We start from the raw sequence: 22,891 nt of genomic DNA on the forward strand, positions 1-22,891 counted from the left end.
ACGAATTAAAAATGAAAACGAATAACATATATCAATCGGTTCTTTTCGTGATGGGCATACTGTCCATTGCTTTAAATTCAGGCTGCAAAAAGGAGTTTTTAAAACCCGACCCGCTTTCTTTTTATGAGCCCGAACTCACCTTTTCGAGCCGAGCCGGACTGGAGGCAACCACCGGAATGCTCGACAGGCACCTGCGTACCTACTGGAGCCACCTGCAAACAAGGGATATTTCGGTACCCATCGGAACGGAGTATATGCTCTCCGATCTGGCGGTGGCGAGTAAAACAGACGATGGCAGCATCTTTGCCGATGTGGCTACACGCCTTACCCCAACGGATGGCATGTTCGACAATGATGTCAACATGATTTCCTTCTTTTGGGGCGAAACCTACAACGGGATCAAATATGCCAATACGATTACCAGTTTTATCGATAACGTGCCCGGATTGGATGAGGCGACCAAACAGGAGTTCCTCGGAAGGGCCTATTTTCACCGGTCGTTCCGTTACCTGGCGCTCTGTTTTCAGTATAAGGATGTACCTCTGGTAACCAAAATCCTCAGTTCGCCAAAGCAGAACTACAAAACCACCAGCCGTGAGGCCATTCTGGAAATGATTACCGCCGATATGGAGAAAGCCGTGGCCTGGGTGCCAGATCAATCGAAAATGAGCTATATCGGCATGATCAACAAAGGGGCCTGCCGCCAGTTGCTGATTAAATGTTACCTGGCTACCGGCCAGTGGGACAAAGCGATTGCCCAGGCAGATATCCTGATCAACCAATCGGGTTATTCACTGATGAATGATAACTTCGGTACATTCGAAAACCCATCGCCCGTGGCCTGGCCAATTACCCGTAACGTAATATGGGACTTGCACCGGCCATCCAACAAAGCCATCGCCGCCAATAAGGAAGCCATCCTGGTGATGCCCAACCGCGAGGGTACGGATGCCACCATCAGGTATAAATCGATGCGCAACTGGGGGCCGATGTGGAACCAGAACGCATTAAAATCGCCAGGTGGAAAGGTATTGTTATCAGTGGGAAGAACTGACCCTAAATATAGGGCGGAATATGATATCAACGGTTCGGTAGGCAGAGGGATAGCAGTGATCAGGCCTACCCACTTTGCACAGTTTGGCCTTTGGGCGGTTAACGGCACGGATGATGCAACCGATCTGCGCCACAGCAGCACGGTAGGGAACTGGGCAAAAATGGAGATGCTGAAATACAACGATCCCACCGATCCCTATTATGGACAGAACCTGAGGTTGTACAACGGCAATACGATTTTGTGTACCGATACCATCAGAAGCTGGTTTAACTGGCCACACTATAAAATCTATATTGATGATCCTGTTTTTCTGGCCACGCCTACCTCTAACCGGAATGATGGCGGAGCAGCTGATTGGTATTGCTACCGTTTGGCCGAAACCTATCTGTTACGGGCGGAAGCGCAATTTTATAAAGGCAATATCTCCGCGGCTACTGAAGACGTGAACGTGGTAAGAAGAAGGGCCAAATGTGCCCAGCTTTATACCAGCGTAAACATTGGCGACATTGTTAACGAACGTGCCCGCGAGCTGTATATGGAAGAATGGCGGCACATGGAGCTCAGCAGGATATCCTACAGTCTGGCTTTAAGCGGTAAAACTGATGAATGGGGAAATACCTACAATGCCAATACCCTCGAAAACAACAGTTACTGGTATCAGCGCATTCAGCACTACAATGATTATTACAATAAAAATAAGGTGAGCGTAAAGAACAGAAACTATACCATTATGCCCTATAACATTTATTGGCCTATTCCCCAAACGGCCATTAACTCCAACCTGTATGGAAAGTTACGCCAGAATCAGGGCTATAGCGGTTACAGCGCGGGTATTGAGATGTGGACCAAGTGGCAGGATGCCGTAGCGGACGAAGATAAAAATCAATAAAGTTTTTTCCTTTCTGGTAACCCTGCCAGAAAGGAATTCTACTGATTAACGGGAATATAATTTTAAATAAAGAACAATCTATATGTACAAGACACTGATCTTATCGCTGTTTGCGGTACTTTCATTTCAATTGCTGTTTGCCCAGAACAAAGACCTCACGGGCTTTCCTAAAACATCATCACCCAAAGAGATCGGCAGGCGTTTGGCCTATCACTTTGTGAACGAAAGGCATGAACTCTATGCCGGCAGCTATATCCATTATGCGGAGGTTTGCACCTGGAACGGTGCCCTTGATTATGCGGTAAAAACAAATGACCAGAAGCTGATCAGGTTATTACAGGATAAATTTGAACCCTTTTTTACCAGGGAGAAACCGCTGTTGCCACCGATGAACCATGTGGATTACAACATGTTCGGTAGCCTTGCGCTTAAACTTTACCAGATTACCAAAGATGAGCGCTATAAGCAAATCGGTTTGGCCTATGCCGATGCACAGTGGGAACTGCCCGGAAATGCAAAGAAGGAAGAAAAATCGTGGGCCGATAAGGGTTACTCCTGGCAAACGCGTCTGTGGATTGATGATATGTACATGATCACCGTGGTGCAGAATGAAGCCTATAAGGTAACCGGCGACCCAAAATATATCGACCGCGCGGCAAAAGAAATGGTTCTTTACCTCAACGAGCTGCAACGGCCTAACGGACTTTTCTATCATGCGCCGGATGTTCCTTACTATTGGGGCAGGGGCGATGGCTGGATGGCTGTGGGCATGCCCAATCTTTTACTTTCGTTACCAAAAGACCACAAAGACCGCCCCCGTATTATGGAAGGTTACCTGAAGATGATGCAAAGCTTAAAAGAATACCAAAGGCTAGGAGGCATGTGGAACCAGCTGATCGATGAACCAGATTTTTGGGTTGAAAGCTCGGGTACTGCTATGTTTACCTATGGATTTATCGTGGGCGTGCAACAGGGATGGCTTGATGCTGCGCAATATGGCCCGGCGGCAAAGAAAGCCTGGACAGCTATGGCCACTTATGTTGACGAACGCGACAATGTAACAGAAGTTTGTGTGGGTACAGGTAAAAAGAATGATAAACTGCATTACCGCGACCGTCCCCGCAATGCGGGCGATTTTCACGGCCAGGCGCCCTATCTCTGGTGTGCAGCCGCGCTGTTAGGAAAATAGGATCCTCATTTGCTGTTGACCTTGGGATGGACTTGTTTAACCCAGGGTCAATAGCTTGCCTTTCTCTGGATTAGACTCTGTTGCCCATGATTAGAGAACAAGCGTTTTTAAAATCCGGAGAAAACCCTGAAATTGCAATTATGAATGTTTCATCAAATAGGATTATGATCAAGTTTACTTTTTGCTGTTTATGTCTTGTTTTGTCGGTTATTGGACTAAAAGCCCAATCTACCGGCAACCCCCTGCCCATCCCATTTGGCGATCCGTATGTGCTGCAGGATCAGGGCAAATATTATATGTACGGAACCGGGGGCGATGTGAAAAACGGATTCGGCGCCTATTCGTCCACTAATTTAAAAGACTGGAAGTTTGAGGGGCAGGTTTACCACCACGATAATCCCAATGGCTGGGGCATACATTCTTTTTGGGCACCAGAAGTGTATAAGAAAAACGGTAAGTATTATATGTTTTACAGCGCTCAATGGAAACATAATCCGGGTAATGAAAAGGAGAATTTTAAGATCGGCGTAGCCGTATCGGATGCACCAACAGGCCCCTTCACCGACCTGAACGACCGCCCTGTTTTTGATCCCGGGTATCCGGTGATCGATGCCAACCTCCTGGTTGAGAATGGCAAGACCTATCTGTACTATTCCAGATGCTGTTACAAGCACCCGGTAGAAAGCGAGGTAGCGCAATGGGCCAGAAAAAAAGGCTGGTACCAGGAAGTGGAAGAAAGCTGGGTATATGGCGTAGAACTAAAGCCTGATTTTTCAGGGGTGATTGGTCAGCCTGTGCTGTTGCTGCGTCCGCCGGTTAAGATGAAGGATATGAAAGCTGAATGGGAAAGCCGTTCGGTAACGAGCAAAGAAGTAAACAGGCGGTGGACAGAGGGTTCTTATATCTTTAAAAAAAACGGACTGTATTATATGATGTATTCGGCCAATAACTTCGACGGACAAAATTATGCGATCGGTTATGCCACATCAAAAAGCCCTTTGGGGCCCTTCAAAAAAGCAGAGAATAATCCGGTTTTACAGAAGAAGGGGGCGGTAACCGGAACAGGCCACAACAGCGTTACCTATTCGGCAGACGGTAAACAGATGCTCTGTGTATATCATGGCCGTACTGAGGCTACGGGGCATCAGCGGCTGGTGTTTATCGATAAAATGGAAGTGACTAAGGACGGCAAGCTGGTTGTGCACGGCCCGACACTGAAAAAATAATATTCCTCGCAGATCAAGCTGTTTTCATAAAAAATGAATAGCTTAGGGATACAGATTAAACCGCTCAGTTATGTCTACAAAGGAAATAGGAATATTAATGGGATGTTGTTTCGGGCTTTGGAATATGGCCCTCAAACCTGCACCGGAGAAAAGACCAGCGAAAGCCTCCTTGTCTCCGGATATTCATTTGTTAGCATCCATGAGTGAGGATAACACAAACCGCCAGCATAATGGATATGTTAAGGAAATAAAATATACACATGATGCTAACTTTAACAAGTTTGCTAAAATTACCATCAAGAATATAACCAAACAGGTCATATCAGAAGTTTCTTTTAATCTTAGGGATAGTTTAGATAAAGGGGGGCGCAATTGTTATGAAATTAAAAGAGAAACTAAACTTCAACCCAATCAATCCTTAACAATTTTACAGCGTTTAAACAAGGGCGATGATCGTGAGGCACATACCATCGGACTTGTTAAAATGAAATATACCCTAAGCGTTAATTTTACGCTCGACTAAAGCGTACGATTACTTTGTTTCTTTCAACAAGCAATTGCCGCATATATTTTTCAAGGAATATTTTTTCTGCCAGCCTTCCTAAAATACCAAATGGCGCTCCAAATTCGAAGATATCGGTCATTTCGGTTTGTGTACCCATGGTTTTAAAGCAGTGTTGGTGATGAAGTTTTTTAAACGGACCTTCAACCATGTCGTCAATAAAGAAGTTTGGCCGTTCCATGGCGGTAATCTTGCTCGTCATATTGAAATAGATGCCAAAATGTTTCGCACGCCAGGTAACCGATTCATTTAGGCCGATCAATCCATTTCTCCTCCCGGCGATGGCCTGCTCACCCGAGCGTTCCATCGACTTTACATGAAGATCGATATTTCGTGCCAGATCGAAACAGCGCTCAATCGGCGCATTCATCATTGTTTTTAAAATCAGGATTGACATGTTTTAGATTTATTTATTCCGCCAGGCGAACAATGGGTCTTGCCGCCTAAGCTTTTGCTTTAGTTTTTATGCTTTTGTCTTTCCGACGTCCCGCTCTCCCCCCCACGCTCTCGCAAAGCTAACTGATTATTTAATCTGCGTGATCTTCTTTGATCTGCGTGAATCAACTGCCAATAATCTCCTGATCGCGCAGATTTACGCTGAACCCATTCCATCGTCCATCTAACATTTTCCACTTTAACCCAGCGTTCCGAACATTCAGCGCCTTCCACCAGACTGATCAATCGGTTAAAAACGCCAAACGCCCGGCCCTAAGTGCAATGCTGATTAATTTACTCCAACTCCAATCTCCCAACTCAAGACTAATCAACTACCTACCAAATATCTTCAGCCCTCCCGCCTTCTAACCCTCCGCCTTTAAAGCCCCCACCGCTCCATCGATCTCTCCATATTTAAACTCAAATCCATTCTCTAATAACACAGCGGGTTTAACCCACCTGCTTTTTAAAATCAGTTCGGTTTCTGTCCCGATAATTTTCGCGCCAATAGCTAAAAGCCAGGCAGGAGCGGGTAAACCAAAGTCAATGCCATAAGCTTTTCTGATACTGCGCATAAATACCTGATTTTTTATCGCCCCAGGTGCGGTGCAGTTTAATACGCCTTCAATTTCTGGGTGATTAAGCAGCCATTCTATGCTTCTCACTGCATCATGTTCGTGCACCCAGCTTACATACTGTTTACCATTGCCTTGTTTGCCACCCATGCCCAGTTTAACCAGGTTAAGCAGGCGGGGGAATGCCCCATCTTTTAGTCCCAAAACGATACCCATCCTTAGTGCTACTTTTCTGGTTTTAGGGGTTTCGTTTTCAAAGAAACTGGCCTCCCAGGCTTTGCAGACCTCGATAGAAAAACCATCACCGATTTCTCCTGTCAGTTCATCCTGAGGGCGGTCTTCCGCATGGCGGTAAATGGTGGCAGAAGTAATGTTGATCCAAAGTTTTGGAGGATTTGTAAGGCTGTTGATGACCTTGCTCAGTAAACGTGTAGGGATCAATCTTGAATCGAAAATTTCCTTTTTGTTTTTTTTGGTGTACCTGCAGTTTACATTTTTGCCACAGAGGTTAACGAGTAAATCGGCATCTTGAAGGCTTGTTGTCCAGTCGCCTGTGGTTTGACCATCCCATACCAGTGTTTTGATATTGCCTGTTGTAGGCTGCGGTTTTCTGGCGAGAATGATCACCTGATCTGCTAAAGGCCTAAAATGTTTGGCCAGTACAGTACCTAAGTAACCGTTTCCACCTGCGAGTACAATTTTTCTATATTTCATGATTGCTATACACTAAAGATTAAACCTAAAACAATTAAACGGTAAAGCGCCCAGGTGATACTCATTGTCCAGCCGAGTTGCAACAGCTTGCTTCTGCGGAGATGTTCCAGAAACATCAGGCCGGCCACCATTAAAAAATAAAGGATAAAAAATATACCTGGGATGCTGAGGTATTTCGCAATAACCAAAGCTGGTAAGAGCAGGAGCGCACCGGCGAAAGAAATCGTCATCATATTGCCCAGGTAGTCCCAAAGTTTCTCTCTTTTATAGCAAACAATAATAATACCCTGAAAGATTATCTGCCCGCCACAGATGAGGTATTCGCGGTATGGACTGCCGAGTGGCACAAATTTGGTAAGCAGGTGAGCATAGGTTGTTAAAATATAGGCGGTTAGCAGCCAGGTAAAAAGCAGATAAGCCAGGCGGTAATGCAGTTTAAAGCTGGGCTGTATGCTGCTCGCCTTAACTACTGCCGGGATAATCACCTTGCGGTTGTAAGAAATAAAAGCGTAAAATTTCCGCATCAGGTACACAAAAGGCCCGAATAAAAACAGCGGTTTAAAGAAGGGCATGGCATGTGCAAGAATTTTAAATAAACTCTGGATACCGTAGGTTACTTCGCCATTTTCAGTATTTACGAGCGCAATCTCATTGACTGCCCTTTGCCGGTCGACCAGCGGACAAATATTTTCGGGCATTTTCTGGTAAGCCTCGCGACCCTCCTCGGCCAGCATACCGGTTTTTACAAAGGCTTTGGTGTAAGCATCACACATCGGGCATTCATTGTCGAATAAAATCACATGGTGGTTTAGCGTTTTCATTTTATTTAAATTTTAATACTTTCAGTAAAAAATGAAAGTTGTGATTAAAAAATTAAGCCAAACTTCGTGTAAGGCTTAGCGGTTAGCGCATGGCGTTTAGGGCTTAGCGTTTATGGGGTACATGTTTGCTACTCGATACTTACTACTTTACTCTCACATCTCACATTTCAAATCTCACCTCTCAAATCTCCCTTCTACTTAAACACCTTCAGCACCGAACCCCAGAACCAGCTTTCTTCAGCCTTCAGCATGGTTTCTAAAGTTTTATCTACATTCACGGCCAGCTTATTAATGTCTTTGATCGATTTTTTAAAGGTGGTAAACTCAGGGTCTTTTTCATCGCCTGTAACGGTAGAGAGTTCATTGAGCACTTTCAAAACAGGTTCAAGTTCTCTTTTTTTACGTTCTTTGGCTACCTGACGGGCGATATTCCAAACATCTTTATCGGCAAAAAAGTATTCTTTACGTTCGCCGGCTTTATGTTGCTTTTCGATCAGGCCCCAACCGATTAAATCGCGGAGGGTCATGTTGGCATTGCCCCTTGAGATGCTGAGCTGCTCCATAATCTCTTCGGTAGTGAGCGCTTCGGCCGAAATCAGCAACAGCGCATGTACTTGCGCCATGGTGCGGTTAATTCCCCATTCCGAGCCCAGCTTGCCCCAGGCCTCTATAAATTTTAATTTTGCTGCTGCTAATTCCATACACAAATATAAGGTTATTTTTAAACTTTCAAAAATTATTGAAACTTTATTTATTCTGAATGTTGCGCCTGCCCCGCTTAATTTCATTAAGCACCATCTGCCAGTTGTTTTCCTTGTTGTTTACGCGGTTTAACAAGTCGGTCTGTGCAGGATCGAAATAAACGGCCAGTTTTAATACCGGCAGAGCCAGTTCGGGTTTAAACATCGTTCCGGAAGCAAAACCCGGTTCGTTGTTTTTTGCCCGGTCGTGATCGAATTTAACCGTGGTGTTTACATATTCCTCATGCTGCTTTTCGCCATTGATGTATGGAATTAACCAGCTTACAGATTTTTTGATTGATGATCCCTTTGGCGATTCGTAGGTGTAAAAGTTCGGCCCCTTTGCCCTGTTGATGATAATGGCCAGTTTCAGCATCGGTTCCAGGTCGTAAATGTGGTAATGCATGGCATCACGTTCTTTAAAATCGAGACTGGTACCATCCGGATAGAGATTGATGTTGATATGACTTTTAAGGTTTTCGATCGTCCAGTTGATCAGTTGGGGCATATTTAGGGCATAACCAATTTCGCCAACTACTTTTAAGCGGTGCGCATTCCAGTTATTAATAGCAGTGGCACGCCCTGTTTTCATCCGTTTGCTGTTGATCTCTGCCCAGGCAGTTTCGCTGAGCCATTGTTCGATCTGCTTTTTATCGGCAGCAGGGAGGTCTGTTTTAATCAGGTCGTAAGCTTCAACTGCCTCATCAAGGTTGGTATCGTCAATAGGATCGCCGTTGGGGCGGTTGGTTTTCGCCCAGGCAGCAAGAAATTCTACACATTTGTTTAAATATTTCTGATCGCTACTCAACCGGTACTGTAAAGCCAGCGCGAACATTTTACCCATGTCTGACAGGGCTTGCTGGGTTTTCACTTTCTTCGGGTTTCCTTTTAGCAAACCCTCGGTTCTGATGGTATCGATGGGCTTAGGCTGATCGTTCAGGTAACTTAAAGCCGATTTTTCAAAGCCCTGGTATAGCTTTTTGGTTTCTTCATTGTTTTTGAGTTGCGTTTTTAGTGTTTTGATTTCGCTGGCGCTTAAACTTACGAGCTGTGCGAAGGATGCAAAAGATAGGGAGGTGAGTGCCAGGGCGACAACAAACTTTCTCATATTAAATGGGTTGAATTTTTATTCTCTCCTACAAATCTAAATTTTTATTCAGCATGCATTTAATTAATTCCTTTTTTATACCGCTCAAATTTTTATTTTTGACGTTCGTTTAAACTTAAACAAACCTTAATGAATAACTGGTTTAATAAAAATGGCCTGCACCTGGCCATTATTGCATTTTTTGTAGTCATCACTTTTGCCTACTTCAGTCCTGTTTTACAGGGTAAAGCTCCACAGCAGGGCGATGTTTTGCAGGCAAAGGCCATGCAGAAAGAAATTATGGACATCAAGGAGAAAGATGGTAAAGGACCACTTTGGACCAACCAGATGTTCGGTGGTATGCCAGCTTACCAGATCTGGGTACAGTATCCTTTAAATATTACCACCTATGGTATCGATTTAATCAAAGGGGCATTCCCTGATCCAGTAGGCACCGTTTTACTATACCTTTTAGGTGCTTATTTATTATTCTGCGTATTAAAAATAAATCCATGGCTTGCTGCGGCTGGTGCCATTGCCTTTGCATTTACCTCTTATAACTTTATCATTATTGCCGCAGGGCACAGCAACAAGGCTTTGGCCATTGGTTTCTTTGCGCCTATCCTGGCCGCCATTATCCTCACCCTTAGGGGCAGGTATCTGGTTGGTGGGAGTTTGCTCGCACTATTTATGGCTTTGGAGATCCGCTCCAACCACATCCAGATGACCTATTATTTATTTATCGCCTTATTTATTCTGGGCTGTATAGAACTTTACCATGCCTTTAAAGCCAAACAGCTTCCGGCCTTTGGTAAATCTGTAGCTTATATTGCTGCCGGTATTTTCTTATCAGTGCTTGTGAACGCAGGTACCTTGTGGACCACTTACGAGTATGGCAAGGAAACCATCCGTGGTAAATCTAACTTAACTACCGACAAAGCTGAGCCTGCAAACGGTTTAGATAAAGAATATGCCTACCAATGGAGCCAGGGTGTTGGCGAGAGTTTCTCTTTTCTGATCCCGAATATTTATGGTGGTGCAAGCAGCATTGATGAGATTATTAAACCTGAGAGCAATACCTATAAGGCAGTTGAAAAAAACCTTCAGGGGGTAGATCCTAAACAGGCTATCGGATATGTAGCGCAGAACCTGGGTACCAACCAATACTGGGGCAATAAACCCGGTACATCCGGACCATATTATTTTGGCGCTATTATCTGTTTCCTTTTTGTTTTCGGACTGTTTATTGTAAAACACCGCTGGAAATGGTGGATACTGGGATCGAGTGTTTTATTGCTGTTTCTTTCGTTCGGACAAAACCTGCCTTTTATTTCGGATATCTTTTTCGATTACCTTCCAGGTTACAACAAGTTTAGGGCAGTAGAATCAATCCTTTCAGTAGTCGGCTTATTGGTGCCTTTGTTGGCTATTTTGGCCATTAAAGAAGCACAGGAAGGTAAATACGATCAAAAATATTTGGTGCAGCGCTTAACCTGGTCTGCAGGTATTACCGGTGGTTTTGCTTTAATTATCGCCGTTATCCCTACCGCTTTCTTCAGTTTTACGCAGGCCAATCAGGCACAGGTTTTAGATGCTTTAACGCAAACCCTGCAGAATAACCGCGGTGCGGCAATGGAAATTTTAAATGGTATTGTTGCAGACCGTGTGGCTTTGGCACGCGCTGATGCTTTACGTACCTTATTGTTTATTGCCATTGGTTTTGGTATTACCTGGGCTTTCATCACCAAAAAGATGAACATGCAACTGGCCTTTGGTTTATTGGCATTGTTTGTTCTGATCGATTTATGGCAGGTAGACCGCCGTTATATGAATAACCAAAACTTTGTAAGCAAAAGCGACCTGAACAACCATTATCAGCCAAGGGATGTAGACAATTTTATTTCTGCAGATAAGGATCCAAACTTTAGGGTGTTCGATATGTCGTTGGGCGATCCGTTTAAAAGTGCAGAAACTTCTTATTTCCATAAAACCGTTGGTGGTTTCCACTCGGCAAGGTTAAAACGTTTTCAGGAACTGGTTGATAACCAGTTAACCAAAAGCATCAATCAGGATGTACTGGACATGTTAAATACCAAATACATCATTACACAGGATCCCCAGAACGGATCGTTTAAGATGCAGCGTAATGCAACTGCTGCAGGTAATGCCTGGTTTGTACAAAGTGTGCAGTTTGCCAGAAATTCGGATGAAGAAATGAAAGCCATCAGCAGTTTCGATGCGAAGAAAGAAGCCATTGTGGATGAAAGTTATAAAACTTTGATTGATACGAAACGCTTGGGCACAGGCCAGGAAGGTTTTATTAAATTAACCACCTATAATCCGGATCATTTAACCTACGAATACTCTACCGCGAAAGATGCCATTGCAGTGTTCTCAGAGATCTATTATAACAAAGGCTGGAAAATGTACATTGATGGTGTAGAGAAGCCATATTTCAGGGCTGATTACGTTTTACGGGCTGCACAGTTAGAGGCAGGAAACCATAAACTGGAATTTATTTTCCACCCTACCGCTTATTACGCAGGTGAAAAAATCTCTTTGGCCGGATCGATCCTGTTATTGGCAGGTTTGGGTTTCGGATTTTATTCAGAGGAAAAGAAGAAAAAGAAAGCAGCTAAAGCTTAGTATTTTTCCGATATGGATTTATACCCCACAGGATTGCGATCCTGTGGGGTTTTGTTTTTTAGTCCTCGGTCGACTTCTTTTGCATCATGTTTCATTTTGCCCCTGCAATGACAACGGGGGGTAATGAAGCAATCACCAGTTGAACAAATGAACCTCTGAAAGTCATTTTAACAGGGTGAATAATAATTTAACAATCTAGTAACATTTGTTTGATATCCAGTGTCTTACCTTTGTAATGTTAAATCAGGTAATATGTTAGAGTCATTCTTTGCCGTGTGTTTGTTAATTGTTGTACTTTATTTCTTTAGCCCCTTTGAGGTAAAACTCGATGAGGAAGAAGAGTGGTAACACAGCTAATTTATCTCTAAACTGCTTAAAGCAAGCGGTAACAAAACTCTTCCCCCTAAAATTTCCCGTTTATGGATAAAAGAAACGTCGATGTAGTCGTGATCTCCGATGTACATTTGGGCACCTATGGCTGCCATGCAAAAGAGCTTTTAAAGTATCTGAAAAGCATTAAACCCAAAACATTAATTTTAAACGGCGATATCATCGATATCTGGCAGTTTAGCAAAAGTTATTGGCCCGAATCGCACATGAAGGTAATCCGTAAACTGATGAAATTTGTTTCGGAGGGTGTTCAGGTGCATTATTTGACCGGAAACCATGATGAAATGCTACGCAAATTCGACGGCATGGAAATGGGGACTTTCCATCTTCAGAATAAGTTAATTTTAGAGTTAGATGGTAAAAAAGCTTGGTTTTTCCATGGCGATGTTTTTGATGTAACCATGCAACACTCGAAATGGCTGGCCAAGCTGGGTGCGGTGGGTTACGATACCCTGATCCTGATCAATAGTTTTGTAAACTGGGTACTTACCGCATTTGGCAGGGAAAAGATGAGCTTTTCGAAAAAAATAAAGGCAAAGTTTAAGGATGCCGTTAAATTCATCAATAGTTTTGAGCAAACAGCGGCAGAACTGGCAATTGAAAAAGGCTATCAATATGTGGTTTGTGGGCACATTCACCAGGCAGAGCAACGCGAAATTTCAACTGAAGAAGGAAGGGTGGTTTACCTGAACAGTGGCGATTGGGTAGAAAGTTTAACCGCCTTAGAATATGATAACCAGGCCTGGACGGTATTTAAGTATGAGCACCAGCACTTTACAAAAGATGAACTCGATGAAGGATTGCTTTCTGACGCCGAAGATTTAAAAAGCAAACTGGATATAAATATTCTTTTACAGAATATAAAATATGAAATTGCCCAATAATTTTAGATATTCGGGCATAAATGAAGATACTTTACGCAATACAGGGAACAGGTAACGGTCATATCAGCAGGGCAAGGGAAATTATTCCTTTGTTACAGCAATATGGCGAATTGGATATTTTGGTAAGTGGAACACAGGCCGATGTAAAACTCAGTCAGCCCGTAAAATACCAGCTGCATGGTTTCAGTTTCATCTTTGGTAAAAAAGGCGGGGTAGATCATTTTAAAACCTGGCTGAACATGAATCTTTTCCGTTTTAGGAAAGACATGAAACAACTGCCGCTTAAAGAATACAATTTAATTGTTAACGACTTTGAACCGGTAAGCGCCTGGGCCTGTAAACTGCAGGGCATAGCCTGCGTTTCATTGAGCCATCAGGCGGCCTTTAAATCTAAAAAGGTACCGCGGCCGAGAACCTTAGATTGGGGAAAACTGATTTTGAGCCGTTATGCCCCTACTAAATACCATATCGGTTTCCACTTCGATCGCTACGATACCTTTATCCACACCCCGGTAATCAGGGCAGAGATACGCCAAATGAAAAGCCAAAACCTTGGTCATTATACGGTATATCTTCCCGCCATTGATGATAAACGATTGGTAAAGTTGTTTACGCAGTTACCAAATGTAAAATGGCAGGTTTTCTCCAAACATACTAAAGTGGCTTATCAGGAAGCGAATGTTTTTGTAGAGCCGGTTAACAATGAAAAGTTTAATAAGAGTTTGGCCACCTGCGAAGGTCTGTTTACTGGCGGTGGTTTTGAAGGACCGGCAGAAGCACTTTATTTAAAGAAAAAGCTTTTGGTAGCGCCGATGCGTTTCCAGTTTGAACAACAATGTAATGCCTACGCCCTGAAACAATTTGGTTTGCCCGTAATCTGGGGCAGCACAAGAAACTGGTTGCCAATTATCAAAAACTGGATAGAAAACCCTCAACAGCATGAATTCCATTTCCCGGATGAAACGGCGCAGATTATTGATGATATGGTGAAAAAATACGCGAGGGTTTAGTCCTGAGTCGGTAGTCTTTAGTCTGGAGTCCAAAGCCGATTACCCTCGGATGGTCATCCTGAGCGTAATCGAAGGAGCTCGGGATGGATTAATCACTAAGGGTTACCTGTTTGATTTTGGAAATGAATGTCAGTAGCTTTTGGCCTGCACGGTCCCGTTATTCGCTATAGCCCGATGAAGGATCGGGGCTGCCGCTACTCCCGGGTTTATTAATATACAGCAACACTTTTGGGGATGGTTAGTTACATCCGTTACCTATTGTTGCCTTTCCGCTATCGGCTATCCGCTTTGGTGTTTCGGATTATGCTGATCCTTGGCAGGGTATTGCGTAATCTAAACCTGACAGGAGCGGACATCCCGATTTTTTCATCGGGATAAAGCGGATGGCAGGACTACCGTAACCGAAAAGAACAGACCTGCTTTTCTAAAAATAATAAAACTCCTCTTTAAGCCCTGATCTTTCCGCTCATCGCCTAACCCTCCGCTCTTCATCTTTCTTCCCCTACTCTTAAATTATTTTCTTTACTTTGCCTACTCTTTAAAAAGGCATGATTAATCAGTTTAGAAAGCTAAGTCCAATTAACCTCGTATTATTGCTGGCCTACACGTTTTTTTTGCGTATGGCTATCTTTTATGAGATCCCTGCGCAGTTAAACTTCGATTTTTTAGAACCTTTTGCCAGGCTGCTGATCAATATTGATTTAGATAATGCGTTTAGTCCTTCTACCAATATTTTTATTGCAGCAGTTTTGGTTTATATCCAGGCACTGATTTTTAACCGGGTGGTGAACAACCATAATTTATTGGCTAAACCCAGTTTCCTTCCGGGTTTAATGTTTGTTACGGGGACGAGTTTGTTTATGCCTTTCATGATCCTGTCTCCGGCATTGATCTGTAATTTTCTGTTGATCTGGATTATCGATAAATTTTTAAAACTGGGCAAAAGTGCCAATTCCATTACCACTGTGTTTGATATCGGGATGATTATTGCGGTGGGAACATTGATTTATTTCCCTTTTATGGCCATGTTGCTGATGATCTTTCTGGCCTTGTTGCTGTTTAGATCGTTTAACTGGCGCGAGTGGGTGGCCGGATTGATCGGCTTTATTACGGTATTCTTTTTCCTCGCCGTATTTTACTACTGGAACGATAATTTAAGCTCCTTTTATCAGATCTGGAAGCCATTGGGCAATAAGTTTCCTTCTGTTTTTAAAATCAATTATAACGATTATCTGGTGCTGATTCCGGTAGCCATCATTATTATATTGGCCTCGCTGCAGCTCCGCGAAAATTTCTTCAGGAGTTTTATCAGTACACGGAAAAGTTTTCAGCTGTTGTTTTTCATGTTTATTATTTCGGCAGCGAGTTTTTACCTGAAACCCGATTTCAGAACCTGGCATTTTCTGCTGTGTGTGCCCCCTGGATCGGTACTGTTGGCCTACTATTTTAGCAATGCTAAAAAACGTTGGTTTTACGAGACATTGTTCCTTTTATTTGTGCTTTCGGTACAGTATTTTCTGTTTGTTTAACCTTTTTTAACAAATAACTAGAACGAAACTTGACAAAGATTAATAGCTTTGTGCATGATTTTAGAATTAAAGCCTTTTTAGGTTTTGATTGGATTGATAAAAATGGAGTCATTGGAATTTCTAAAGAACATATTATTTGCAGAGGGAGATTTTAAATGCGCAGGTTAAGCATTGATATTGGAAACTCTTCTGCCAAGGTTGCGGTTTTTGCAAAAAAAGAGATTGTTCACCATCAGCGTTTCAATAAACTTGGGATACTTGATCTGGCGCAATTGATCGAGAAATTTTCTCCGGCAAAATCAATTATCAGCAGTGTTAACCAGGAAGTTGGACCACTGGAAGTATTTTTAAAAAAGCATACCGAGTATATCCGGTTTTCGACCTTGTTGACTAACGGCGTGCAAAACAGATATAAAACACCCGTTACTTTAGGATTGGATAGATGGGCAGCGGTTTTGGGTGCAAATGGATTGTATCCGGCAAGTGCAAGTTTGGTGGTAGATGCCGGAACCTGTATCACTTATGATGTTTTAAGCGGATCGAAGGAATATTTTGGTGGAAGCATAAGCCCTGGTATTAACATGCGTTTTAAGGCTGTGCACCAATATACCGGTCGTTTGCCTTTGGTTGAGTGGGATGCAAAAGAGGATATTGTAGAGGGAACTGATACCCTATCGGCAATCAAGAACGGTGTGTTGCAGGGTATAATAAATGAAATTGAAGGCTTTATTGCCTTAAACAATAAAAAAGAAAGTGCCTTAAAGGTGATTATAACGGGGGGCGATGCTAATTTTTTGTATAAGCAATTACAAAACAGCATCTTTGCGCCTCAAATTATAAAAGATCCCTACTTGGTATTAAAAGGATTAAATGAAGCTATTGCAGATTAAAATGTACAAAAGAATAAATTATATTACAGCCATACTCGTTTTAGTTTGTGGTTTTAGTGCCCAGGCGCAGGTTACCACATCATCTCCATATTCAAGATATGGCCTTGGAAATATAAAAGGATCTTTATTGCCACAATTTAGGGCAATGGGTGGAATTTCTACTGCTGTAGGTAAGGTTACCGGTTTCAATAACATCAATATGCAGAACCCTGCATCCTATGCCGGCATCAACCTCACAACGATTGATATTGGTATGAGTGCTAGCGTAACCAGCTTAACACGTAACAGTTTGAGCGAATCGAGTTTCAACTCTACTTTCAGTCACCTGGCATTTGCTGCCCCGGTTACCAGAAGATCGGCATTGAGTTTTGGTATTTTACCTTATTCTGATCTGGGTTATAATTACAGGAACACGGTAAAAGTAGATACCACAACATTAAATCAACTTTATGAGGGAGAAGGTGGTTTATCAAAAGCGTATTTGGGCTATGGCTACCGTTTTGGCGACCACTTAAGGATTGGTGGTAACATCGAATATATTTTCGGCAACCTTCAAACCAGCAGGGCTACTGAATTTAATAGTGTAGGTTCTTACAATGCCAAACTTCAAACCAAAAACAGCGTTGGTGGTTTAAACTATTCATATGGTATCCAGTACGATTTTAATCTGGGCAAAAAGACTATTGTAACTTTAGGTTACTCAGGAAGTACTTCGGGAAAAGTAAATTCAACACTAACTTCTTATGCCACGTTGTACACAAGAGACCAGGATGGGAATGAAAGTACTGCGGCAGATACACTAAATACGGTGAACAATGGAAAATCTAGCCTTACACTACCTTTGACGCATAATTTTGGAATCGCGATTCAACAGAATGATAAATGGTTGATTGGTGCCGATTTTAGAATGAGCAAATGGTCGGCAACAAGTATCAACAATGTGAACCAGGGTTTGCAGGATAGCTGGGGCGCATCACTAGGTGGACAATGGACGCCAGATGCCTTTTCTTACAACAGTTACATGAAACGCATAGATTACCGTTTGGGGGTGAGCTACGATAAAACCTATATTCAGATCAACAACCAGGATATTAAACAAATGGGTGCATCGTTAGGTTTTGGCTTTCCATTGCCAACAGCAACAGGTGGTACTGCATTTTATAAAATTAACTTCACAACCGAGGTTGGGCAAAGAGGAACGCTTGACAATAATCTTGTTAAAGAAAAATATATCAATTTCCACTTAGGCTTTACTTTGAATGATACCTGGTTCCGTAAGTACCGTGTAGATTAATGAACTGCAAAACATTTTTATATGGTCTGTTTCTGGTGTTGCCTTTGTTTTTGGCTTCCTGTGGAGACGACGATCTAAAAAATGCAAATGCAGTTTCGTCAAGCAAGGTAACGCTCACCAGAGACCGCACCATTGGTGTTGACATTATTTACAGCGATTCAGCCCGGGTAAAAGCCAAGGGTTCGGCGCCGATATTAGATAAGGTTACACCTTCTAACGGAGGTTCTTACCAGGAGATGGTTAAAGGTGTAAATATCGATTTTTATAATCCGAATGGAACCATTGATGGAAACCTGGTTTGCGAATATGCAATAAGGAAAGATACCGAGCTTAAAACCGAATTCAGGAAAAACGTGGTGGTAAAAAACAGTAAGGGCGATACCTTTTCTTCTCAGGAACTGATCTGGGATGAATCGAAAAAATACTTTTACTCCAACCAACGGGTATATGTAAAGGGTGTGGATGGTAGTGTTGGCGAAGGAATCAACTTTAAGGCCCCGCAGGATTTTAGTACCTATGAGATGGACAGTGGCAATGGTGAACTGAACATGAAAGAAGGTGTAGCACCGTAGATTACATATAAGATGGGTGATGTGGGACGGATAAGGTGTTAAATCTCTTAAAATTCAACAATCAAAGGCATGATTTAGCCCGCTAAACTCCCATCTTCCATATGCCAAATTACATCTTCCATTCCCTTAATAATTAAACACTTGATAAATAAAATTTTGTGTTTTCTTTTTTAAGGCAAATTTGTATCTTGCGCCCTCTTAAAAAAGAACTAAATAAATTTATAAAGTATAATATGGGATTAATGACATTTTTGCGTAACCGTGCGGGCTATATCCTGGTCTTTGCAATCGGTTTTGCAATTGTTGCATTTTTAGTAGGTGATGCAATTAACGTGGGTAAACCTTTTTGGTCGGCAAATCAAAAAGTTGTAGGGTCTATTGATGGAAACGATATCAATATCGATGAGTTCGGACCAAAAGTTGAGCAGGGTGTAAACCAGATGAAACAACAATATGGTGGGAGTGCAAATGCACAAATGACTGCCATGGCTGTAGATCAGGCCTGGAATGCAGAATTAGCTAAAGTTTTGTTAACAAAAGAATATGACCGTTTAGGTTTAACAGTATCGGAAGATGAGCTGTTGGATTTATTACAAGGCCAGAACCCTAGCCCACTGATCAAACAATATTTCTCTAATCCTCAAACCGGACAAATAGACCGCGCTACGTTGATGAACTTTCTAAAATCGAAAGAACCTCAGGCGATACAACAGTCGAACATGTTGCAGGAGGAAATTAAAAACCAGGCATTACAGACCAAATATTCTAATCTAATCCGTAATTCGGTTTATGTAACTTCATTAGAAGCTACAGACGAGTATAACAACCGCAACAAACTGGCTAACTTCAAATATGTTAGTTTAGATTATACTTCTATTCCAGACAAATCGGTTAAATTAACTGATGGTGATTATTCTGACTATTATGATCAGAACAAAGCGCGTTTTAACAATCCACAGGAAACACGTGCTTTCGAATATGTTACTTTTAGCATCAGCCCGAACAAGGCAGATTCGTTAGCGATTAAAACGCAGGTTGATAAAATCGCTGCTGATTTCCAGGTAGCTAAAAATGATTCACTTTTCGCGGCGATCAATTCAGATGTTAAAGTTCCTTTTACTTATATCACCAAAGGTAAGTTAGATCCAGCGGTTGATTCTGCAGTATTTGCTTTACCTGCAGGCAGTTTTTACGGTCCAAAATTAACCGGTAACTCCTATAAAATCATTAAAGTGGTATCTACCCGCATCTCTCCTGATTCGGTAAAGGCAAGCCATATCTTAATCGATCCGGCTAAAGTTGGTGGTGAAGATAAAGCGGTTAAATTAGCTGACTCGTTAAAAGGGTTAATTTTAAAAGGCGGTAACTTTGCTGAACTAGCTAAAAACTATAGTGTAGATGGTTCAAAAGACAAAGGTGGCGAATTGCCAACTTTTGCACGCGGACAAATGGTTCCTGAATTCGAAAATGCTGCATTCGACGGTAAAGCCGGAGATCTTAAAGTTGTAAAATCTCAGTTTGGTTACCATATCCTTAAAATCGAAAAACAGATCGGTTCGTCTAAAGTGGCTAAACTGGCTTATGTAGAAAAAGCATTGGGCGCAAGTAGCAAAACCCAGGCAGCAGCTTACAAGGCAGCGAGCACTTTCTTAACCGATGTAAAAGGTAACGATTTTAGCAAATTTGCGGCACAGAAAGGCTTAAAAGTTGCTGTAGCTGATAAAGTGGCACCAACCCAGGGTTTTGCGGCCGGATTAGATAATCCACGTAAATTAATCCAGGATGCTTATGCAGCAGAAAAGGGTGATGTTTTACCTGAAATCTATACCATGAGCAACGCTTACGTGGTAGCACACTTAACTGCAATCAGTCCGAAAGGCATTTTAGCATTGGCTGATGTGAAGAAAGAAATCGAACCAATGGTGCTTAATGCAGTTAAGGCAAAATTATTGAAAGAGAAATTGGCCAATGCAGGCAAAGCAAATATCGATCAGGTTGCTGCTAAAGTTGCCCGTCCGGTTAACCCAGTGCAGAACGTAGTATTTGCTAACCCTGTAATTCCAGGTGTAGCGCAAGAAAATGCCCTGGTAGGTAGCGTTTTTGGTTCACAGCCAGGTAAAGTATCTGCACCTGTTCAAGGTGAACGTGGTGTGTATGTATTTTCAGTTGATGGATTTACAAGTCCGGCACCAATTGCAAACATGTTTAAACAAAAAGAAAGCATGTTGTTAAGTTTAGGTCAGCGTTCATTAGGATCGGCTTTCCAGGCTTTACAAGAAAATGCCAAGATAAAAGACAATCGTGTGAAATTCTATTAATTAGAAATTCCGTAATTTTGTAACCGTTCCGATGTTTAGTTGGAACGGTTTTTTTATTTAAGGCCATGGAAATTCAGGAAAACATCATTAATAAAGTAGCCAATAGCGGTTTAATTACCTTAAACCTCGAGGATTTTTACCCTAAGGGCGAAAGAGTACTGTATGATATTGTAGATAATCTTTTTCATGGCTTAATGCTGAAGGAGAAAGATTTTAGGGAATTCATCAAAAATCATGATTGGGCGCAGTACCAGGATAAAAACGTGGCCATTATCTGCTCGGCAGATGCCATTGTGCCTACCTGGGCCTATATGTTACTGGCCAACAGGTTGCAGCCTTATGCCAACGAAGTGGTTTTTGGTGGACTTGATACTTTAGAAGCTGTTTTATTTGCCAAAGCACTGGCTAAAATTAATCCCCAGGATTATGCCAACGAGCGTGTGGTGGTAAAAGGATGTGGCGATATTGATGTGCCGGTTGCGGCTTATGTAGAAGTAACCAACCTGCTTACACCGGTGGTGAAGAGCATTATGTTCGGCGAGCCATGCTCTACCGTTCCGGTATATAAGCGAAAAGATTAAATTTTGGTTTGCTTTTTGTATATCTTCATAGGGGAAAGAATTTGACCAGGTTTTTGAGGCCGCTTTTCCCAAACACACACAAATGAATACAAGAGCAATGAAGAAATTAATGATAACCCTTACGGCGGGCTTATGCAGCCTTTTCGCGGTGGCGCAGGAACTTCCCCTAAAAAAGGAAGCTGTTTTTCAGGAAGGAGAAGTTTTACAATATAAATTAAGGTATGGATTTATCACAGCAGCTGAGGCTACCATTAAAGTAGCAAACTCTGACTTAAAATTTGATAATAAGCCTACCTATAAACTTACCGTTGATGCGCAGACATCAGGTACCTTTGATGTTTTTTACAAGATAAGGGACCACTACGATTCGTACATTGATAAAACTGACCTCTTGCCTTACTTCTATCAGGAAAACATCCGAGAGGCGAGTTACAGACGCCAGGATAAGGCACGTTTTACACAGGATGCGAAAAAAGTGGTTTCGAACAGAGGGACTTTTACTACACCGACCAACCAGACCTTTGACCTTGTTTCGGCGTATTACTTTGCAAGGAGTCTTGATATTGGTAAAATTAAGGTTGGCGATAAGTTTAAGCTGAACTATTTTTTGGGGGATGAGATTTCGGCATTAGAGGTCGAGTATGTGGGCAAGGAAACGATCAAAAGTAAATTAGGAAATATCCGTTGTTTAAAATTTAGTCCATCCATTAAACCAGGCAGGATCTTTAAAAAAGATAGCCGGTTATACCTTTGGGTAACTGACGATGGAAACCGGGTGCCGGTAAAGGCCCAGGTAGAAATATTGGTGGGTGCGGTAACCATGGAATTAAAATCGGCCGATGGGTTGAAATATGCTTTAGCAAAAGAATAATGATGATAGAAGTTGAACAGGTGCTGGTGCACGAAGATGTATTGAAAGAAAACTTTGTTTGCAATTTAAGCAAGTGCAAAGGGATCTGTTGCGTGGAAGGCGATTCGGGTGCACCATTGGATAATGATGAAAAGGCTGTACTGGAGGAGATTTATCCAAAAATTAAACACCTGTTGAATGAAAAGGGGATTAAAGCCATTGAAGAACAAGGTGTTTATGTTGTAGATGAAGATGGCGATCTGACCACTCCTTGTGTAGATAAAAATAAGGAATGTGCTTATGTACTTTTTGAAGGCGGCATTACAAAATGTGCGATTGAAAAAGCGTATGAACAGGGCATTGTAGATTGGCAAAAGCCGATTTCCTGTCACCTATACCCTATCCGGATTACCAAATATCCTGAATTTGAGGTATTAAATTACGACCGCTGGCACATCTGCCATGATGCCTGTACTTTTGGGCGCGAACTTAAAGTACCTGTTTATAGCTTTTTAAAAGGACCGCTGATCCGTAAGTATGGTGAAGACTGGTATAAAGAATTAGAAAGTTCTGTAGCATCAATGTAATCAGGAGGACATCCGCCTGTCAGCTCCTCAATTTGGTCTTTATTTTAT

The 22,891-nt window shown here is 42.3% G+C and carries 20 protein-coding genes; 15 read left to right on the forward strand and 5 right to left on the reverse strand.

Annotated features, from left to right (window positions below):
- Positions 1 to 11 precede the first annotated feature (11 nt).
- The 4 genes from AC04Q1_RS23305 (at position 12) to AC04Q1_RS23320 (ending at position 4,881) form a co-directional block, all read left to right on the forward strand.
- A complete protein-coding gene (locus AC04Q1_RS23305; RefSeq protein WP_478366950.1) occupies positions 12 to 1,943 on the forward strand; it encodes a RagB/SusD family nutrient uptake outer membrane protein in 1,932 nt (643 codons plus the stop codon).
- Positions 1,944 to 2,025: 82 nt separating this feature from the next.
- A complete protein-coding gene (locus AC04Q1_RS23310; RefSeq protein ID WP_478366951.1) occupies positions 2,026 to 3,132 on the forward strand; it encodes a glycoside hydrolase family 88/105 protein in 1,107 nt (368 codons plus the stop codon).
- Positions 3,133 to 3,218: 86 nt separating this feature from the next.
- Positions 3,219 to 4,358, forward strand: a complete 1,140-nt coding sequence (locus tag AC04Q1_RS23315) for a glycoside hydrolase family 43 protein (protein ID WP_478366952.1) — start codon at positions 3,219 to 3,221, stop codon at positions 4,356 to 4,358.
- Between the two features lie 70 nt (positions 4,359 to 4,428).
- The gene (locus AC04Q1_RS23320; protein ID WP_478366953.1) at positions 4,429 to 4,881 is read left to right on the forward strand and encodes a hypothetical protein; all 453 of its coding nucleotides are present in this window, start codon (positions 4,429 to 4,431) and stop codon (positions 4,879 to 4,881) included.
- On the opposite strand, the gene AC04Q1_RS23325 is transcribed toward AC04Q1_RS23320, so the two are convergent.
- The 5 genes from AC04Q1_RS23325 to AC04Q1_RS23345 form a co-directional block, all read right to left on the reverse strand.
- The gene (locus tag AC04Q1_RS23325; protein WP_478366954.1) at positions 4,868 to 5,317 is read right to left on the reverse strand and encodes an SRPBCC family protein; all 450 of its coding nucleotides are present in this window, start codon (positions 5,315 to 5,317) and stop codon (positions 4,868 to 4,870) included. The genes AC04Q1_RS23320 and AC04Q1_RS23325 overlap by 14 nt on opposite strands.
- A gap of 403 nt (positions 5,318 to 5,720) precedes the next feature.
- Positions 5,721 to 6,644 carry a TIGR01777 family oxidoreductase gene (locus AC04Q1_RS23330; protein ID WP_478366955.1) on the reverse strand — a complete coding sequence of 308 codons (924 nt, stop codon included), beginning with the start codon at positions 6,642 to 6,644 and terminating at the stop codon, positions 5,721 to 5,723.
- Between the two features lie 5 nt (positions 6,645 to 6,649).
- Positions 6,650 to 7,465, reverse strand: a complete 816-nt coding sequence (locus tag AC04Q1_RS23335; protein ID WP_478366956.1) for a thiol-disulfide oxidoreductase DCC family protein — start codon at positions 7,463 to 7,465, stop codon at positions 6,650 to 6,652.
- 194 nt (positions 7,466 to 7,659) lie between these two features.
- On the reverse strand, positions 7,660 to 8,166 hold the full coding sequence (locus AC04Q1_RS23340) for a GbsR/MarR family transcriptional regulator (protein ID WP_478366957.1): 507 nt from the start codon (positions 8,164 to 8,166) through the stop codon (positions 7,660 to 7,662).
- 46 nt (positions 8,167 to 8,212) lie between these two features.
- A complete protein-coding gene (locus tag AC04Q1_RS23345; RefSeq protein WP_478366958.1) occupies positions 8,213 to 9,313 on the reverse strand; it encodes an alginate lyase family protein in 1,101 nt (366 codons plus the stop codon).
- A 129-nt stretch (positions 9,314 to 9,442) separates the two neighbouring features.
- On the opposite strand from AC04Q1_RS23345, the gene AC04Q1_RS23350 reads away from it, so the two are divergent.
- From AC04Q1_RS23350 to AC04Q1_RS23400, 11 genes are all read left to right on the forward strand, one after another.
- On the forward strand, positions 9,443 to 11,938 hold the full coding sequence (locus AC04Q1_RS23350) for a YfhO family protein (RefSeq protein ID WP_478366959.1): 2,496 nt from the start codon (positions 9,443 to 9,445) through the stop codon (positions 11,936 to 11,938).
- A 419-nt stretch (positions 11,939 to 12,357) separates the two neighbouring features.
- Entirely contained in the window at positions 12,358 to 13,212 is an 855-nt protein-coding gene (locus AC04Q1_RS23355) for a UDP-2,3-diacylglucosamine diphosphatase (RefSeq protein WP_478366960.1), read from the forward strand.
- A 20-nt stretch (positions 13,213 to 13,232) separates the two neighbouring features.
- Positions 13,233 to 14,222: a glycosyltransferase family protein gene (locus AC04Q1_RS23360; RefSeq protein WP_478366961.1), complete on the forward strand. Its 990-nt coding sequence runs from the start codon at positions 13,233 to 13,235 to the stop codon at positions 14,220 to 14,222.
- Between the two features lie 548 nt (positions 14,223 to 14,770).
- Positions 14,771 to 15,751 carry a DUF6427 family protein gene (locus AC04Q1_RS23365; protein ID WP_478366962.1) on the forward strand — a complete coding sequence of 327 codons (981 nt, stop codon included), beginning with the start codon at positions 14,771 to 14,773 and terminating at the stop codon, positions 15,749 to 15,751.
- A 155-nt stretch (positions 15,752 to 15,906) separates the two neighbouring features.
- Complete coding sequence (locus AC04Q1_RS23370; RefSeq protein WP_478366963.1) at positions 15,907 to 16,641, forward strand: type III pantothenate kinase; 735 nt, start codon at positions 15,907 to 15,909, stop codon at positions 16,639 to 16,641.
- Entirely contained in the window at positions 16,622 to 17,935 is a 1,314-nt protein-coding gene (gene bamG / locus AC04Q1_RS23375) for a BamG family beta-barrel-assembly machinery protein (protein WP_478366964.1), read from the forward strand. The genes AC04Q1_RS23370 and bamG overlap by 20 nt, the downstream gene beginning before the upstream one ends.
- The gene (locus AC04Q1_RS23380) at positions 17,935 to 18,507 is read left to right on the forward strand and encodes a hypothetical protein (RefSeq protein ID WP_478366965.1); all 573 of its coding nucleotides are present in this window, start codon (positions 17,935 to 17,937) and stop codon (positions 18,505 to 18,507) included. The genes bamG and AC04Q1_RS23380 overlap by 1 nt, the downstream gene beginning before the upstream one ends.
- Positions 18,508 to 18,749: 242 nt before the next feature.
- On the forward strand, positions 18,750 to 20,825 hold the full coding sequence (locus tag AC04Q1_RS23385) for a SurA N-terminal domain-containing protein (RefSeq protein WP_478366966.1): 2,076 nt from the start codon (positions 18,750 to 18,752) through the stop codon (positions 20,823 to 20,825).
- A gap of 65 nt (positions 20,826 to 20,890) precedes the next feature.
- On the forward strand, positions 20,891 to 21,406 hold the full coding sequence (locus tag AC04Q1_RS23390; RefSeq protein ID WP_478366967.1) for a DUF2480 family protein: 516 nt from the start codon (positions 20,891 to 20,893) through the stop codon (positions 21,404 to 21,406).
- 97 nt (positions 21,407 to 21,503) lie between these two features.
- Positions 21,504 to 22,277: a DUF3108 domain-containing protein gene (locus AC04Q1_RS23395; RefSeq protein ID WP_478367016.1), complete on the forward strand. Its 774-nt coding sequence runs from the start codon at positions 21,504 to 21,506 to the stop codon at positions 22,275 to 22,277.
- Between the two features lie 2 nt (positions 22,278 to 22,279).
- A complete protein-coding gene (locus AC04Q1_RS23400) occupies positions 22,280 to 22,843 on the forward strand; it encodes a DUF3109 family protein (RefSeq protein WP_478367017.1) in 564 nt (187 codons plus the stop codon).
- The last annotated feature ends 48 nt before the right edge of the window (positions 22,844 to 22,891 follow it).

The organism is Pedobacter humicola (assembly GCF_056490705.1).

Coding starts and splice junctions, on each gene's coding strand:
- AC04Q1_RS23305 (WP_478366950.1), top strand. CDS start 12: ATGAAAACGAATAACATATATCAATCGGTTCTTTTCGTGATGGGCATA.
- AC04Q1_RS23310 (WP_478366951.1), top strand. CDS start 2,026: ATGTACAAGACACTGATCTTATCGCTGTTTGCGGTACTTTCATTTCAA.
- AC04Q1_RS23315 (WP_478366952.1), top strand. CDS start 3,219: ATGATTAGAGAACAAGCGTTTTTAAAATCCGGAGAAAACCCTGAAATT.
- AC04Q1_RS23320 (WP_478366953.1), top strand. CDS start 4,429: ATGTCTACAAAGGAAATAGGAATATTAATGGGATGTTGTTTCGGGCTT.
- AC04Q1_RS23325 (WP_478366954.1), bottom strand. CDS start 5,317: ATGTCAATCCTGATTTTAAAAACAATGATGAATGCGCCGATTGAGCGC.
- AC04Q1_RS23330 (WP_478366955.1), bottom strand. CDS start 6,644: ATGAAATATAGAAAAATTGTACTCGCAGGTGGAAACGGTTACTTAGGT.
- AC04Q1_RS23335 (WP_478366956.1), bottom strand. CDS start 7,465: ATGAAAACGCTAAACCACCATGTGATTTTATTCGACAATGAATGCCCG.
- AC04Q1_RS23340 (WP_478366957.1), bottom strand. CDS start 8,166: ATGGAATTAGCAGCAGCAAAATTAAAATTTATAGAGGCCTGGGGCAAG.
- AC04Q1_RS23345 (WP_478366958.1), bottom strand. CDS start 9,313: ATGAGAAAGTTTGTTGTCGCCCTGGCACTCACCTCCCTATCTTTTGCA.
- AC04Q1_RS23350 (WP_478366959.1), top strand. CDS start 9,443: ATGAATAACTGGTTTAATAAAAATGGCCTGCACCTGGCCATTATTGCA.
- AC04Q1_RS23355 (WP_478366960.1), top strand. CDS start 12,358: ATGGATAAAAGAAACGTCGATGTAGTCGTGATCTCCGATGTACATTTG.
- AC04Q1_RS23360 (WP_478366961.1), top strand. CDS start 13,233: ATGAAGATACTTTACGCAATACAGGGAACAGGTAACGGTCATATCAGC.
- AC04Q1_RS23365 (WP_478366962.1), top strand. CDS start 14,771: ATGATTAATCAGTTTAGAAAGCTAAGTCCAATTAACCTCGTATTATTG.
- AC04Q1_RS23370 (WP_478366963.1), top strand. CDS start 15,907: ATGCGCAGGTTAAGCATTGATATTGGAAACTCTTCTGCCAAGGTTGCG.
- bamG (WP_478366964.1), top strand. CDS start 16,622: ATGAAGCTATTGCAGATTAAAATGTACAAAAGAATAAATTATATTACA.
- AC04Q1_RS23380 (WP_478366965.1), top strand. CDS start 17,935: ATGAACTGCAAAACATTTTTATATGGTCTGTTTCTGGTGTTGCCTTTG.
- AC04Q1_RS23385 (WP_478366966.1), top strand. CDS start 18,750: ATGACATTTTTGCGTAACCGTGCGGGCTATATCCTGGTCTTTGCAATC.
- AC04Q1_RS23390 (WP_478366967.1), top strand. CDS start 20,891: ATGGAAATTCAGGAAAACATCATTAATAAAGTAGCCAATAGCGGTTTA.
- AC04Q1_RS23395 (WP_478367016.1), top strand. CDS start 21,504: ATGAAGAAATTAATGATAACCCTTACGGCGGGCTTATGCAGCCTTTTC.
- AC04Q1_RS23400 (WP_478367017.1), top strand. CDS start 22,280: ATGATAGAAGTTGAACAGGTGCTGGTGCACGAAGATGTATTGAAAGAA.